Source organism: Mesorhizobium sp. M0894 (assembly GCF_040319725.1).
Lineage (GTDB): Bacteria > Pseudomonadota > Alphaproteobacteria > Rhizobiales > Rhizobiaceae > Mesorhizobium.
In genome coordinates, this window is the sequence record NZ_JAMYOG010000030.1 from 1 (window position 1) to 14,724 (window position 14,724).

11 protein-coding genes are annotated in these 14,724 nt (G+C 63.8%); 7 read left to right on the forward strand and 4 right to left on the reverse strand.

The window, feature by feature from the left end; translation table 11 throughout:
- Nucleotides 1-370: ABC transporter permease subunit (locus tag NKH91_RS30485; RefSeq protein WP_352495200.1), on the forward strand; the 370-nt coding region annotated here is incomplete at its 5' end.
- Nucleotides 371-403: 33 nt separating this feature from the next.
- Nucleotides 404-1,405 carry an Ldh family oxidoreductase gene (locus NKH91_RS30490; RefSeq protein ID WP_352591783.1) on the forward strand — a complete coding sequence of 334 codons (1,002 nt, stop codon included), beginning with the start codon at nt 404-406 and terminating at the stop codon, nt 1,403-1,405.
- Nucleotides 1,406-1,462: 57 nt separating this feature from the next.
- Here the strand turns inward: NKH91_RS30490 and NKH91_RS30495 are convergent, their stop codons facing one another.
- Nucleotides 1,463-1,732, reverse strand: a complete 270-nt coding sequence (locus tag NKH91_RS30495) for a hypothetical protein (RefSeq protein ID WP_352484389.1) — start codon at nt 1,730-1,732, stop codon at nt 1,463-1,465.
- Between the two features lie 243 nt (nt 1,733-1,975).
- Here NKH91_RS30495 and NKH91_RS30500 point away from each other — a divergent pair, with 243 nt between their 5' ends.
- Nucleotides 1,976-2,950 carry a complex I NDUFA9 subunit family protein gene (locus NKH91_RS30500; protein WP_023718032.1) on the forward strand — a complete coding sequence of 325 codons (975 nt, stop codon included), beginning with the start codon at nt 1,976-1,978 and terminating at the stop codon, nt 2,948-2,950.
- 27 nt (nt 2,951-2,977) lie between these two features.
- Here the strand turns inward: NKH91_RS30500 and NKH91_RS30505 are convergent, their stop codons facing one another.
- Entirely contained in the window at nt 2,978-4,351 is a 1,374-nt protein-coding gene (locus tag NKH91_RS30505) for a cytochrome P450 (protein WP_023718033.1), read from the reverse strand.
- Nucleotides 4,352-4,535: 184 nt separating this feature from the next.
- Between NKH91_RS30505 and NKH91_RS30510 the strand changes: the two genes are divergently transcribed.
- The 4 genes from NKH91_RS30510 to NKH91_RS30525 all read left to right on the forward strand — a co-directional run bounded on the left by NKH91_RS30510 (nt 4,536) and on the right by NKH91_RS30525 (nt 11,614).
- On the forward strand, nt 4,536-5,105 hold the full coding sequence (locus NKH91_RS30510; protein ID WP_352849154.1) for an NADPH-dependent FMN reductase: 570 nt from the start codon (nt 4,536-4,538) through the stop codon (nt 5,103-5,105).
- A 58-nt stretch (nt 5,106-5,163) separates the two neighbouring features.
- Complete coding sequence (locus NKH91_RS30515; protein WP_352849157.1) at nt 5,164-7,830, forward strand: caspase family protein; 2,667 nt, start codon at nt 5,164-5,166, stop codon at nt 7,828-7,830.
- 146 nt (nt 7,831-7,976) lie between these two features.
- Complete coding sequence (gene gyrB / locus NKH91_RS30520; RefSeq protein ID WP_352849160.1) at nt 7,977-10,448, forward strand: DNA topoisomerase (ATP-hydrolyzing) subunit B; 2,472 nt, start codon at nt 7,977-7,979, stop codon at nt 10,446-10,448.
- Between the two features lie 248 nt (nt 10,449-10,696).
- Entirely contained in the window at nt 10,697-11,614 is a 918-nt protein-coding gene (locus NKH91_RS30525) for a hypothetical protein (RefSeq protein WP_023718037.1), read from the forward strand.
- 103 nt (nt 11,615-11,717) lie between these two features.
- Here the strand turns inward: NKH91_RS30525 and NKH91_RS30530 are convergent, their stop codons facing one another.
- Nucleotides 11,718-13,184 carry a hypothetical protein gene (locus NKH91_RS30530; protein ID WP_352849163.1) on the reverse strand — a complete coding sequence of 489 codons (1,467 nt, stop codon included), beginning with the start codon at nt 13,182-13,184 and terminating at the stop codon, nt 11,718-11,720.
- A 140-nt stretch (nt 13,185-13,324) separates the two neighbouring features.
- Nucleotides 13,325-14,722, reverse strand: coding sequence for an NAD(P)(+) transhydrogenase (Re/Si-specific) subunit beta (locus NKH91_RS30535; RefSeq protein WP_023718039.1), 1,398 nt, complete (start codon nt 14,720-14,722; stop codon nt 13,325-13,327).
- Nucleotides 14,723-14,724 lie beyond the last annotated feature (2 nt).

Consider the following 14,724-nt stretch of genomic DNA (forward strand, 5'->3'; position numbering starts at 1 on the left):
CTCGTATGCCGGCTATGAAGGTGAAGTGATGCGTGGCGCCTTCGCCGGTGTACCGCACGGCCAACTCGAGGCGGCCCGCGCTTTCGGCATGAGCCGTTGGAAAATCTTCGGGCGAATATGGCTCCCGCAGGCGATCAGCCGGGCGCTGCCGACGCTGGCGGGTGAAACCGTTCTCCAGCTGAAAGCAACACCGCTGGTGGCAACGATAACCATGGTCGACATCTATGCCGTAGCCTCGCGGGTGCGCCAGGATCTCTTCGTCACCTACGAACCCTTGCTGCTTCTGGCGTTGGTCTATATGTCCATCACCGGTATCCTGGTGTTCGGCTTCCGCCGGCTCGAGGCACGGATCCCGAGCAAGCTAGGCTAAAGCTGTTAAAGTCGCGAATTCAGGGCAGCTACCATGCAACTCAGTCTCGACCAGGCGACAGGGCTGTGCCGGATGGCCGCACTTGGCGCCGGCGCCAACGAAGAGGCGGCGCAGTCGCTGGCTGCCTCGATCGTCGCGGCCGAGGCTGAAGGACTATCGACCGTCGGGCTGTCGCATTTCATTGATTATCTCGAAGCGCTGGAAGCCGGCCGTATCGACGGCAATGCCGATCCTGTCATCACCAGGCCAGCGCTCGCGGTTTATCTCTCCGATGCCCGCGGCGGACTGGCGCATACCGGTTTCGACCGCACGATCGATGACCTCGCCAAGGCGGCGCGGCTGTTCGGCGTTGCCATCTTTTCGCAGAAGAATGCCTATACGTGCGGCGCGCTCGGCTATTTCACCGGACGGCTGGCCTCGCAGGGATTGGTATCGTTCGCCGCGACCAACGGCCCGGCCGTGCTTGCCGGCTCGGGCTCGGTCAAGCCGGTCTACTGCACCAACCCGATGTCCTTTGCCGCACCGGCCGCGGACGGGGCGCCGCTGGTCATCGACCAGTCGTCGAGCGCCACCGCCTTCGTCAACATCCGCAAGGCGGCCGAGGACGGCAAGAAGATCCCCGAAGGCTGGGCACTGGACGCCAGCGGCAATCCAACCACGGACCCGGCAGCCGCCATGAAAGGCGCCATGCTTGCCTTCGGCGGCCAGCGCGGCGCCAACATCGCGCTGATGGTCGAGGTGCTGGCTGCCGGCCTGTCGGGCGCCAACTGGTCGCTCGATGCGCCATGGTTCGACGGCGGGCAGGACAGTCCGGGGACCGGCCTGTTCGTGCTCGCCGTCGAGCCCAAGCTGCTCGATCCGGACTTCGAGAAACGGATGAAGGACCAGCTCGACCGGTTGCGGCGGCGCTATGGCGTGCATGTGCCGGGGCGTGCCCGGGCCGAGGCCGCGGAGAAGTCGGCGGCGCGCGGCATAAGCGCGCCGAAAGCTGTGGTGCAACGCATTTCCGAATTCGCCGCGCGCTATTCGTCCTGAAGAAATTCGTTTGTCCGATGAGCGGCTGAGGAGGCCGGCCGATCCGGCAGCGCGAGCCTACTTCCCGCAATAATGATCGTTGATGACGTTCGCCGCATTCGCGTCCGGTCCTACCCTGTTGTAGGAGCAGGGTTCGGCGGCTGTCGTGAACAGGTGGTTGTCATAGTAGCGCGGGCCACCGAACAGGAACTCGATGATGTCGCCGTTGGCGGGAACATAGCGTTCGGGTTGAGCTTGGTGGTGATGCCGGTTTCCGGCGAATGCCGAGGCGCCAATGCTGCAGCCTGCTGCTAATGCCAGAGCGAAGATCGCAACGCGTTTTGTCATTGGCAATATCCTTCATTCGGAATCAAACCATACATCTAAAATCGCCGACCGAACAAAGGTTCCTGTTTCGAATGGAGTTACCGCAAAGCCGGGCCTCGGCGGAGTTTTCTGCCGTTTCGAGCGGATCCGGAAAATCATGCTTCAACAATGCCGGGCGACCTATGGTCGCCCTTTGCCTTTGGCGCGAAACGGACTATGAAACGGCTTCAACCAAGCCATCTGGATAGCCCGCCGGAGCCAGCCATGACCGAAATCCTGCAGACCCCAAAGCTCGTCGTCGTGTTCGGCGGCTCCGGCTTTGTCGGTCGTCATGTCGTGCGGGCGCTGGCCAGGCGCGGCTACCGCATCCGGGTCGCCTGCCGTCGGCCCGATCTCGCCGGCCACCTGCAGCCGCTCGGCAATGTCGGGCAGATCCAGCCGGTGCAGGCCAATGTCCGGGTGCGCTGGTCGGTCGACCGCGCCGTGCAAGGCGCGGACCATGTCGTCAATCTGGTGGCGATCGCGCATGAGGCCGGCCGGCAGAAATTCACTGCCGTCCACGAGTTCGGCGCGCGCGCTGTCGCTGAAGCGGCGCGCGCCGTCGGCGCCGGCCTCACCCACATCTCGGCTCTGGGCGCGGATCTCCACGCACAATCGGACTATGCGCGCACCAAGGCGCTTGGCGAAAAGGCCGTTCTTGAGACGGTCCAGGACGCTGTGATCCTGCGGCCATCGATCAATTTCGGGCCGGAGGACGGTTTCTTCAACCGCTTTGCCAACATGGCCCGCTTTTCCCCAGTCCTGCCGCTGATCGGCGGCGGTCAGACGAAATTCCAGCCGGTCTATGTCGGCGACGTCGCCGAAGCGGTGGCGCACTCGGTCGACGGCAAGGTCCAGGGCGGCCATATCTATGAGCTCGGCGGGCCGCAGGTGCTCACTTTCAAGGAATGCATGCAAGAATTGCTTGTTATCATCGAACGCAAGCGGTTTTTGCTGCCTATGCCGTGGTGGCTGGCGAACCTCCAGGCATCAATTCTCGGGCTGCTGCCCAATCCGTTGTTGACCAAGGACCAGGTCCTGCTGTTGCGCCAGCACAATGTCGTGTCGGATGCCGCCGTCAAGGACAACAGGACGCTCGCCGGCCTCGGAATCCAGCCACGGTCGATCGGAACCATCCTGCCCAGCTATCTCTGGCGCTACCGCGCCGCGGGCCAGTTCCAACGCAAGTCCGCCGCATAATACCGGCGCGAATGGACGTTCAGCCGCTTACGAGGCGCGCCGGGTGACTTGCATCGGCAGCCCGCCTTGCGGTTGCGTCGTCAGCTTCTGCACCGGCCAGGGGCGGGTCTCCGCGGTGGTGTCGAAACGGTAGCGCGACAGCATGATCGCCAACGCAATGATCGCCTCCTGCATGGCGAAGCTGGCACCGATGCAGACGCGGGGGCCGGCGCCGAACGGCAAATACTGGAAACGGTCGATCTTTTCGCGATTCCCCGGATGAAAGCGCTCCGGCATGAAAGCGTCCGGCCGGTCCCATAATTTCCTGTGGCGATGGACGACCCACGGCATCACCAGCACCGCGGCGCGTCGCGGTATATAGAGGCCGTTCCAGGTTTCGGGTTCGATCGGTTCGCGGTTGATCGAGGGCGCCGGCGGATAGAGCCTGAGCGCCTCGTCGAAGGCGGCACGGGTCAGCGGCATGGCGTCGAGCCATTTCGTCGGGTCGGGCTCACGCGCCAGCACAGCATCGATCTCGTGCTCGATCTTTTCGCGCTCCCATGGCGCTTCGGCGAGACAGTAGAGCGTCCAGCCGAGCGCCCTGGCTGTAGTCTCGTGGCCGGCGCCGATGAAGGTGATGATGTTGTCCTCGACCTCGGCCCGGGTCAGCCCGCCCGGTCCTTCCGCCTTCAACAGCAGCGTGAGAAAATCCTGCGGCACCGTGTCCGGAGCGCGCCTCAGCCGCGCCTCGCGCATCTGCACCGTGTCGGTGACGATCTTGCGGAAGTAGGCCATGGTCTTGCGGCCGCGGATGCGGGTCAGGCGCGGCAGCCAATCGGGCGCACGCAAAAGGTCGAGCGGATCGACCCGGCCCATCGTCTCGAACAGGCGGTCGATCTCCTTGGCGAAGCTGCCCGGCTCGCCCGATATCTCGCCCGAAAACAGCGTCTCAGCCAGGATGTCGAAGGTGAGCAGCGTCATGTCGTGGGCGATATCCGACGTGCCACCTTGCTCGTAACGGGTGACGAATTCGAGCGTGCGTTTCAGCATCGGCTCGGCGAAGCCGAAAATGTGACGCGGCGTGAATACCGGCGCCATCGCCTTGCGCGAACGCCGCCACACCTCGCCTTCGGCGGTCAGCAGCCCGTCGCGCAGGATCGGCCGCAGGATCTTCTGGCGCACCGTCGCCATCTTGTAGTTCTTGGCGTTGTCGACCAGCACATGGCGGATGAGGCCGGGATCGTTGGCGATGACCAGCGGTCCACCGACGCCGTTCACCGAAATCCAGGGCTCGTTGTAGGTCGCCTCGCCCCACAGTTCGAGCGGATTGCGATAGACGATGCGGATCATCTCCAGCGTCGAAGGCGGCGCGGTGCGCGGCTTCGGCGCCGGCGGGACGAAGGGGACGGGCTGACTGTCCATGGCTTGCTCCGCTGACCCCTCAATGTAGTGGCTGGCAAGGCAAGCGTCCATGTGGCCGGACGACAAGGCGAAGCATCCGCTCTCTGGAATGTGACCGGGGCACCGGAAAGTGCCTGCTTGCTGTGTCCGGCTGTGTGTCTTAGGTGGCAGCACCACAGATGCCACTAACCGGCGGGAGCCTGCCTTGAAGCACCAGTTGAACGTCATCATCGGCAGCACGCGGCCGGGCCGCGCCGGACCCGTTTTCGCAAGGTGGTTGGAAAGTTTTGCGCGCGAACACGGCAAATTCGAGCCATTGCTCACCGATATCGCCGCCTTCAACCTGCCGGTGCTGGACGAGCCGCATCATCCTAGACTCGGCAGATACGAAAACAGCCACACGAAAGCCTGGTCGAAAGCAATCGACGCCGCCGACGCGTTCGTCTTCGTAGCGCCGGAATACAATTATTTCGCAGCCCCCGCGATCGTCAACGCGGTCGACTACCTGCTCAGGGAATGGCGATACAAGCCGGCCGCCATCCTCAGCTACGGCGGTGTCTCCGGTGGCTTACGAGCGGCGCAGGCGGTCAAACCGTTGCTGACCGCGGTCGGCGTCATGCCGATTCCGGAAGGCGTGCCGCTCCCGATGTACCAGAAGCTGCTCGACGAGACCGGCGCCTTCCTGCCCAGCGAGCAGGTGCTCGGCGGAGCCAAGACCATGCTGGACGAGCTGTCCCGCTGGAGCGAAGCGCTGAGGCCGATGCGCGCCAGCTAACAACGCGAACGGCCGGGCTTGCCGATGCCATAACTTGCTCATGCCATAAAGAGATGGAATGCTCCGGGAAATGACCGGGCCGGGGCGGTTCGATTTGCGTCTTCTGTTTGCTGTGCTGCTGATCCTCTCGACGGCCTCCGGTGCCATGGCGGAGCGGCGCGTTGCGCTGGTCATCGCCGAGAACGACTACCGGCTGATCCGGCCGCTCGCCAATCCCGTCAATGACGGCGAGGTCATGGAAACGGTGCTGAGGAAGCTCGGTTTCGAGGTCTTCCTCGAAACCAACCGCGACCTGCGGCGCATGCGCCGGGCGCTCGACGATTTCCGCGAGGATGCTAAAGGCGCCGACGTGGCACTGGTGTTCTTCTCCGGCCACGGCGTCGAGATCGCCGGCGAGAATCGGCTCCTGCCGGTGGATGCAGACGCGTCGTCGCTCGCTACGCTGGAAGGGACCAGCCTGCCGCTGGAGGAGATCCGCGCGGCCGTCGCCGCCACCAGCAAGGTCGGACTGATCGTGCTCGATGCCTGCCGCAGCGATCCGTTTGCTGCCACGGGCGGCGAAGGCCGCGGCGCAACGGCGCTGGTAAAAGAGGTCAGCGACAAGGTCCGGCCGGGTCTTGGCCGCATCGGGCGGGCAGAAAACATCCTGTTTGCCTTCTCGGCGGCGCCCGGCGAGACCGCCTCGGATGGGACCGGCCAGAATTCGCCGTTCACCGCGGCGCTGACGAAATACCTCGGCACCGAGGGTCTTGAGATCCGCTCCGTGCTGACGCTCGTGCAGCAGGAGGTCTACGATCTCTCGCGCGGCAGGCAATTGCCCTATGTCGAGAGCGGCCTGCCGCAGTTGTTCTTTGCCACGACAGCCAAGGAGAAACTGCCGGAGCGCGAACGCTTGTTGCTGGCCATGGCCGAGGTGACGCCCGCGATGCGTGGCGAGGTGGAAAAGATCGCCAGCGACGCCGACATGCCGCTGGCACCGCTCTATGGCGCGTTGATCAGTTCCGATGCCGGCCGCCTCTCCGCGGACAGTCTGAACGCCAGGCTGCGTGAGGCAGCCGACGCCTTCGTCAAGGTGCGGAGCGAAATGCAGACGCTTTCCTCCGACGATCTCAGAGTGGCAGCGTTGCGCCGGCAGGCGGAAGAGCAGCTTTCGCTGGGAGCGTTCGATGCCGCGCGGAAAAAGCTTGCCGAAGCAGCCGAGATCGACAATATCTCGCGCAACGCGCTGAAGGCCAATTTCGTCAGTCGCACGCTTTCCGAAGCCGCGACGCGCTATTTGTCCGGCGGGGCAGCGCGCGCCGACCTCGACTACGCAACAGCCATCAAGGATTATGAATCCGTGCTCACGCTTTATGGCGAAGCCGGACAGGTGGTGCTGTCGCTCGACGACGCCGACCGCTTGATCCGCACGCTGGATGAGCTCGGCAAGCTCTATACCACGGTCGGCAACATCGATGCTGCTGGCCGCGCCTTCGAGGCGCTGCAAGCCGATCTCGAGCGGCGGTCGCGCCACGAAACCGATCCCAACGTGAAGCGCGACTTCGCCGTCAGCCACGTCAAGCTCGGCAACGTGCGGATGGCGCAAGGCAATCTGCCGGCAGCGCTGCAAAACTATGAAACGGCCAAGACCATTCTGCAGGACCTGACCGAGGCAGAGCCGGACAATCTGGAGTGGTTCGGCGACCTCGCCATGACCGACGACAAGATCGGTAACGTGCTGGCGACGCAAGGTGATCTGGCCGGCGCCGCACAGGTCTATCAGGAAAGCCTGTCGATCAAGAAACAGCTCGCTGCCGAAGAGCCCGACCGTGCCGAACTGCAGCGCGACCTGACCATCACCTATGATGAGATCGGCCACCTTGCCCATGTCGCAGGTCAACTGGACAACGCACAGGCGGCCTATCAAGAGAGCCTGAAGGTGCGGCTGGCGCTGGCGGCGGACAGACCGGGAGACGCCGATCGGCAGCGTGACGTCTCGGTCAGCCACGATACGATAGGCGACCTGCTGCGCGAACGCGGCGACGCCGCTGGGGCGCTGACGGCCTACAAGGAAGGCCTGGCGATCGTCAAGCAACTGGCGAAACGCGATCCGGACGACACCGAGCTGAAACGCGACCTGTCCGTCGGCAACGCCAAGGTCGGCAACGCGCTGAGCGACCAGCAGAATTGGCCGGCGGCACTTTCGGCTTATCGTCAGGCACTCTCGCAAGCCAGCGCGCTCGCCGCCGGCGACCCGAACAACACCGATTGGCAGCGCGACCTGTCCGTGTGCCTCGAGAAGGTCGCCGGCGTCCTGGCGATACAGGGCGACCACAAAGGCGCACTGAAAGCCTATCTGGACAGCTACGCGATTGCGGAGAGGCTGGCGAAGCTCGATTCCGCCAATTCCGACTGGCAGCGGGACTTGTCGATAACGCTGTCCGAAGTCGCCACGCTCCGCCTCAGGCAGCGCGACGTCAGGGGAGCCCGGCAAGCCCTTCAGGACAGCCTTGCCATTCGCGAGAAACTTGCCCAGTCAGATCCGGACAACGCCACCTGGCAGCGCGACCTGGTGGTTGCCTATATCGACTACGCCCAAGTCGCAAAGGACCCGAAAGCCATCCTTTCCAAGGCACTCGACATGACGCTGGAGCTCGACCGGACCGGTCGGCTGGCGCCGCGATACAAGTTCATGATCAAGTTTTTGCGTGAGCGGCTGGCCAGGATCGAAGCCAGGCGCCGGTAGCGGGTTCACGCGACGGTCATTCCGTTCGGAAATGCCTGCAAACCTTGGAAAAACCGCCTTTTGCGCCTATATCTACGACATTAGGAATGCGCGATTCGACGCCGATTTTTCGCGCTCTGCACACGGCACCAATCAGACAGGTTTTCATGAGCGACCAGACCGACATCGCCAACGGCGTTGAAGCCGAATACGGCGCCGATTCCATCAAGGTTTTGAAGGGCTTGGACGCCGTTCGCAAGCGGCCGGGCATGTATATCGGCGACACCGACGACGGCTCGGGCCTGCACCACATGGTTTATGAGGTGGTCGACAACGCCATCGACGAAGCACTGGCGGGCCATGCCGACCTGGTGACGGTGACGCTCAATCCGGACGGCTCGGTGACGGTCATCGACAATGGCCGCGGCATTCCGACCGATATCCACACCGGCGAAGGCATTTCGGCGGCCGAAGTGATCATGACGCAGCTGCATGCCGGCGGCAAGTTCGACCAGAACTCCTACAAGGTGTCGGGCGGCCTGCACGGCGTCGGCGTGTCGGTCGTCAACGCACTGTCGGCCTGGCTGAAACTGAAGATCCGCCGCAACGGCCAGATCTACGAGATGAGCTTCACGCATGGCGACGCCGACGCACCGCTGCGCATCACCGGCAGTTATGAACAAGACAAGGTCCCCGGCACCTATGAAGGGCGCAGCGGCAGCGAAATCACGTTCTTGCCGTCGTCCGAGACCTTCACCATGGTCGAGTTCGACTATGGTACGCTGGAGCACCGGCTGCGCGAGCTCGCCTTCCTGAACTCCGGCGTGCGCATCGTTTTGACCGATGCCCGCCATGCCGACATCGTGCGCCATGAACTGCACTATGATGGCGGGCTGGAAGAGTTCGTCCGATATCTCGACCGAACGAAGAAGCCGTTGCTCGACAAGCCGATTTCGATCCGCGCCGAGCGCGACGGCATCACCGTCGAAGTCGCCATGTGGTGGAACGACAGCTACCACGAGAACGTGCTGGCCTTCACCAACAACATCCCGCAACGTGACGGCGGCACGCATCTCGCCGGTTTCCGGGGTGCGCTGACACGCCAGATAACCGGCTATGGCGACTCCTCGGGCCTGACCAAGAAGGAAAAAGTGGCGCTGATCGGCGACGATTGCCGCGAAGGGCTGACCGCGGTGCTGTCGGTCAAGGTTCCCGACCCGAAATTCTCCTCGCAGACCAAGGACAAGCTGGTGTCGTCCGAGGTTCGCCCGGTGGTCGAAGGGCTCGTCAACGAGGCGCTCGGCACCTGGCTCGAGGAGCACCCGACCGAGGGCAAGGCGGTCATCGAGAAGGTCATCCAGGCCGCTGCCGCGCGTGAAGCCGCGCGCAAGGCACGCGACATCACCCGCAAGAGCTCGCTCGGCGTCACCTCGCTGCCCGGCAAGCTGGCCGATTGCCAGGAGCGCGATCCGGCGAAATCCGAGATCTTCATCGTCGAGGGCGACAGCGCCGGCGGCTCGGCCAAGGGCGGCCGTTCGCGCCAGAACCAGGCCATTCTTCCGCTGCGCGGCAAGATCCTCAATGTCGAGCGCGCCCGCTTCGACCGCATGCTCGGCTCCGACATGATCGGCACGCTGATCACTGCGCTCGGCACCTCGATCGGCAAGGACGAGTTCAATGCCGACAAGCTGCGCTACCACAAGATCATCCTGATGACCGACGCCGATGTCGACGGCGCCCACATCCGCACCTTGCTGCTGACCTTCTTCTTCCGGCAGATGCCGGAACTGATCGAACGCGGTCATCTCTACATCGCGCAGCCGCCGCTCTATAAGGTGACGCGCGGGAAGAGCTCGCAATACATCAAGGACGAAGCCGCCTTCGAGGAATTCCTGATCGGCTCCGGGCTGGAAGAAGCGTCGCTTGCGCTCAGCACGGGCGAGGTGCGCGCCGGGCAGGATCTGCGCAGCGCCATCGACGATGCCTTGGCTGTCCGCCAGCTCATCAACGGATTGCATACCCGCTATAACAGAGGCGTGGTCGAGCAGGCGGCGATCGCCGGTGCGCTCAACCCGGAGATCTTTAGCGACCTCGGCCGCGCCAACGCGATGGCCGAACGTGTTGCCCGCCGTCTCGACATCATCGCCGAGGACACCGAGCGCGGCTGGACCGGCCGCATGTCGACCTCGAACGAGGGCATCGGCGGCTATGTCTTCGAGCGCACGGTGCGCAGCGTCAAGGAGTTCGCGCATCTCGATCTGGCACTGATCAATTCGGCCGACGCACGTCAGCTCGACCGCTATGCGCCGCGCCTATCGGAAATCTATGGCGAGCCGCCGGTGCTGCGCCGCAAGGATGTCTCAGAAACCATCTCGGGGCCGCTGGCACTGCTCAATGCCGTGTTTGCCACCGGCCGCAAGGGTCTGACCATGCAGCGCTACAAGGGCCTTGGCGAAATGAACGCCGAGCAGCTCTGGGAAACGACGCTCGACCCGAATGTGCGCTCGCTCTTACAGGTCAAGGTCAATGACGCGACTGACGCGGACTCACTGTTTTCGCGACTGATGGGCGACGAGGTTGAGCCAAGGCGCGAATTCATCCAGGAAAACGCGCTGTCGGTCGCCAATCTGGACATCTGAGCCGCCATCCAGAATACCCAGCCTGCAGGCATGAAGTGCATTGGTGCATCTTGGCGCACCGACGCCGACTGCTGCACCGCAACAAAGATCACCGAGGATCTCCCGGAACGGAAAGTCTTTCAAGGCATTGTAGTTGATCACAATCGCCGCAGGAGGCATTCATGGGACGTGGCATTTTGCTCTGGCTTCTCGGAGTCCCGATTCCGATCATTATTCTGATTCTGCTTTTTGCAAGGTAGGAGGCTTCCATGCCGTCCACCCTAACGACTACCGAGGTTTCCGCACCGACGGAATCCTCATCCCCCGCCGTCAGCTGGGGACCAATCGTCGCCGGCGCCTTTGCTGCGTCGACGCTTACCTTCATCTTGATGCTGCTCGGCTCCGGGCTTGGACTTAGCATGGTGTCGCCATGGTCCGGCTCGGGTGCGTCAGTCACAACTTTCGCCGTTTCCACCGCCGTCTGGCTGATCGTCGTGCAGTGGCTGTCGTCGGCCCTCGGCGGCTACCTCGCCGGACGCCTGCGCACCAAATGGGTCGGCATCCACACCGATGAAGTCTTCTTCCGCGATACCGCTCACGGCTTCCTGGCCTGGGCGCTGGCGACGCTGCTCGTCGCCGGCGTGCTCGGCACGGCGCTTTCGGCCGCGATAGGTACCGGTGTCCAGGCCGCTTCGACTGTGGCATCCGGCGCGGCAATGGGCGCTTCGGCAGGTGCTGCTGCAAACGCTGGTGGCGCCTCGACTGACAACGCCACATCGTATTTCGTCGATACGCTGTTCCGCCCGGCCGATCCGGCAAGGCTCGCTGCCGCCAATCCGGAGAGCGACGCCGCGGCAACGGCGCAGGCATCGCGCATTCTGATCGCGAGTGCCGCAGCAGGCGAAATATCGGCCGACGACAAGACCTATCTGTCGCGGCTGGTGGCCGCCCGCACAGGCCTGTCCGAAGCCGATGCCACCGCTCGCGTCGATGCGGTAATCGCCAAAGCGCAGGAGGCCAAGGTCAAGGCCCAGCAGGCGGCCGACACCGCCAGAAAGGCAGGCGCCACCTTCTCACTGATTGGCGCGCTGTCGCTGGTCGTCGGGGCTTTCATTGCCAGTGCGGCTGCAGCACTTGGCGGCAGGCAGCGCGACGACGAGGAAGCGATTTTCCTGACCAATCGTTGATCGGCGCCTAAGCGAACTCGGTCCGCTTCGAAGATTACCCCGAAGCGGACCTTGCTTTGAGCTGTCGGCGCAGCATTGTCGTGCGTTGCTCGCCACCGACAGCTCAGTCACCCAGCTTGCGGCCGAGATCGACCGCATCGCGCAGCACGGCAAGGTGCGAGCGCGGCACGCCGGACGGTGCGTTGGCCTCGACGCCGCTCGCCGTCAATGACCAGTAGAGAGTGTGCGTGAAGACGCGGCCGAGCGAGCCGCGCAGCTCGACCTGGATGTTTTCCACGCCCGGACCAAAGTTCTCCGTCATCGGCCCGGAGATCGGGTCGCCGGTCAACCAGCCATTGCCTCTGTCGAAAATGTTGGTCCAGCGCATCGCGGCAAACATCGCGCCATGATGCACCGCCCGCTGTGGCTTGCCCGAATGGCTGCGGCCTTCCTGATAGAGCATAGTCCCGCCCGCCGCCCTGTCGGCGATCGGCGGGCATGCCGAGAACAGCCGCTCGGCGATGCCGCGCCTGAACTCGGCAAGATTGTAGGTCACCAGAAACTCGCTGTGGGTCAGTGGACTGCCCAGCGTGACGAAATCGCTGATCTTCCACGGCAGCGGATGATCGGCGTCACTGTCGCGAAGCTGCCGGTAGAGTTCCCATTGGCCGCGCCGGAATGCGGGGAGGTCATCGAGGCGGTCGGGCCAGGCGGAAGCATCGGCGGCCAGCGTCGCCTTATCGACGGCGTGGATCGCCTTCAGCCTCGCTCTGTCGCGAATGGCTTCCAGCTTTCGAGGCCTGAAATCGGCCCATAATATCTGCAACAGATCATAGGCTATGATCGACCCCAGGCTGTGCGAGACCAGCACGATGCGGTCGTAGGCGTCGTCCACCATAAGGCGCTTCAGCAGCTTGAGGCCACGCTCGCGGACCAGCGCGCGCTTCTCGACCGTCGCCGCTTCGGCCCGCACATAGGCGGCGACATCGCCGAAATAGGGCAGGCCAAACTGGTCCACCGACCAGATAACGAACGACGCCAGGACGGTGACAAGCACGCCGGTCGTCCAGGAGATATAGCCTTGCCAGGCCGACGTTGCGAGCGCCAGCGCCGCGCCAAGGACGACGATGGTGGCCAAAAGCGTGACGACATAGAGTTTGCGCACATCGCGCGGAATATCGGCGGGCTTGCGCCAGAGCAGGGTCGTCACCCAGGCAGCAAGGCGGCTCCGGGTCGTGCCCTGGGTGATGTCGGCCCAGTAAAGCTCGTAGAAATCGGTGCGGCGGCCATCGACATCATACGGTGTGGTGATCCGGCGAAGCTCGTGCGAATTGGTCCGGCTGTCGGGCGTGATCCAGCTCTGGTTGATCTTCGCACCCATTGGGTCGGCCGGATCAGCGACATGGGCATAGAACGGAGCACGGGCCGGATCGTGGCTCCAAACGGCCTGGACAAATCCCCTCAACGTGTCCATGGGCCGCTGTTCGCCCATACCGTGCACGACCACCACCGCCTGGCTGCGCTTGCGCGGCACCTTCTCTGCTGCGGTCAGATCGGCGGCCGGCGACGCGGCAGAACCAAGGTCGGGCACCAGCACCTCCACCGATGACGCCGTTAGACAAGACGACGGGTCGCTATCGTAGCTTCAGAACCGGTAACAGCCAAGAAAAAGCCCGGCGCGGAGCCAGGGCTGTATTTCGACGACCGGCAGTGAGTTGGCAAGACGCCGTTTCAGTGATCAATCGCCTTGACGATCTCCTCGGTCATCTTCTTGGCGTCGCCGAGCAGCATCATGGTGCCGTCCTTGTAGAACAGCGTGTTGTCGATGCCGGCATAGCCGGACCCGAGCGAGCGCTTGACGAACAGGCAGGTGCGCGCCTTGTCGACGTCGAGGATCGGCATGCCATAGATCGGCGACGATTTGTCGTCGCGGGCGGACGGATTGGTGACGTCGTTGGCGCCGATGACATAGGCGACATCGGCCTGCGCGAACTCAGAGTTGATGTCCTCCAGCTCGAACACTTCGTCGTAAGGCACGTTGGCTTCCGCCAAGAGCACATTCATGTGGCCGGGCATGCGGCCGGCCACCGGATGGATGGCGTATTTGACGTCGACGCCGTTGGCCTTGAGCTTGTCGGCCATTTCGCGCAGCGCGTGCTGCGCCTGGGCGACGGCCATGCCGTAACCCGGCACGATGATGACCTTTTGCGCATTCATCATCAGATAGGCGGCATCCTCGGCAGAGCCCTGCTTGACGGTGCGCTCGATGCCGTCGTCGGCAGCGGCTGATGTCTCGCCGCCGAAGCCGCCGAGGATGACCGAGATGAAGCTTCGGTTCATGCCTTTGCACATGATGTAGGACAGGATGGCGCCCGATGAGCCGACCAGCGCGCCGGTGATGATCAGCGCCAGATTGCCGAGCGTGAAACCGAGTGCCGCCGCTGCCCAGCCCGAATAGGAATTGAGCATCGATACGACCACCGGCATGTCGGCGCCGCCGATCGGGATGATGAGAAGGACGCCGAGCACCAGCGAGGCGGCAACGATCAGCCAGAACACCAGCTTGGACTCGGTGGTGACGAGCAGCATGATCAGCACAATGAGCGCTATGCCCAGGGCTGCGTTGATGAAGTGACGGCCGCCAATCATGATCGGCTTGCCCGACATGCGGCCGTCGAGCTTCAAGAAGGCGATGACCGAGCCGGTGAAGGTGATGGCGCCGATGGCAACGCCGAGGCTCATCTCGATCAGCGCCTGGGCATGGATATCGGCGACGGTGCCGATGCCGAAACTTTCCGGCGCATAGATGGCGGCGGCCGCCACCATGACCGCGGCAAGACCGACCAGCGAGTGGAAGGCGGCGACCAGCTGCGGCATCGAGGTCATGGCAATGCGCCGTGCCGTGACCGCACCGACCGAGCCGCCGATGGCGAGGCCGAGCACGATCAGCGCAAAGCGGCCGGCGGAAGGGGTGGCCAGCGCCAGCGTCGTGACAATGGCGATGCCCATGCCGATCATGCCGTACATGTTGCCCTGGCGGCTGGTGGTCGGATGCGACAGGCCGCGCAATGCCAGGATGAACAGGATGCCGGAGACCAGATAGAGGAAGGAGGCGAAGTTGGCGTTCATAG

Bases quoted from the DNA above. Each gene is read 5' to 3' on its own strand.
- NKH91_RS30490 (WP_352591783.1), top strand. From the start codon at position 404: ATGCAACTCAGTCTCGACCAGGCGACAGGGCTGTGCCGGATGGCCGCA.
- NKH91_RS30495 (WP_352484389.1), bottom strand. From the start codon at position 1,732: ATGACAAAACGCGTTGCGATCTTCGCTCTGGCATTAGCAGCAGGCTGC.
- NKH91_RS30500 (WP_023718032.1), top strand. From the start codon at position 1,976: ATGACCGAAATCCTGCAGACCCCAAAGCTCGTCGTCGTGTTCGGCGGC.
- NKH91_RS30505 (WP_023718033.1), bottom strand. From the start codon at position 4,351: ATGGACAGTCAGCCCGTCCCCTTCGTCCCGCCGGCGCCGAAGCCGCGC.
- NKH91_RS30515 (WP_352849157.1), top strand. From the start codon at position 5,164: ATGCTCCGGGAAATGACCGGGCCGGGGCGGTTCGATTTGCGTCTTCTG.
- gyrB (WP_352849160.1), top strand. From the start codon at position 7,977: ATGAGCGACCAGACCGACATCGCCAACGGCGTTGAAGCCGAATACGGC.
- NKH91_RS30525 (WP_023718037.1), top strand. From the start codon at position 10,697: ATGCCGTCCACCCTAACGACTACCGAGGTTTCCGCACCGACGGAATCC.
- NKH91_RS30535 (WP_023718039.1), bottom strand. From the start codon at position 14,722: ATGAACGCCAACTTCGCCTCCTTCCTCTATCTGGTCTCCGGCATCCTG.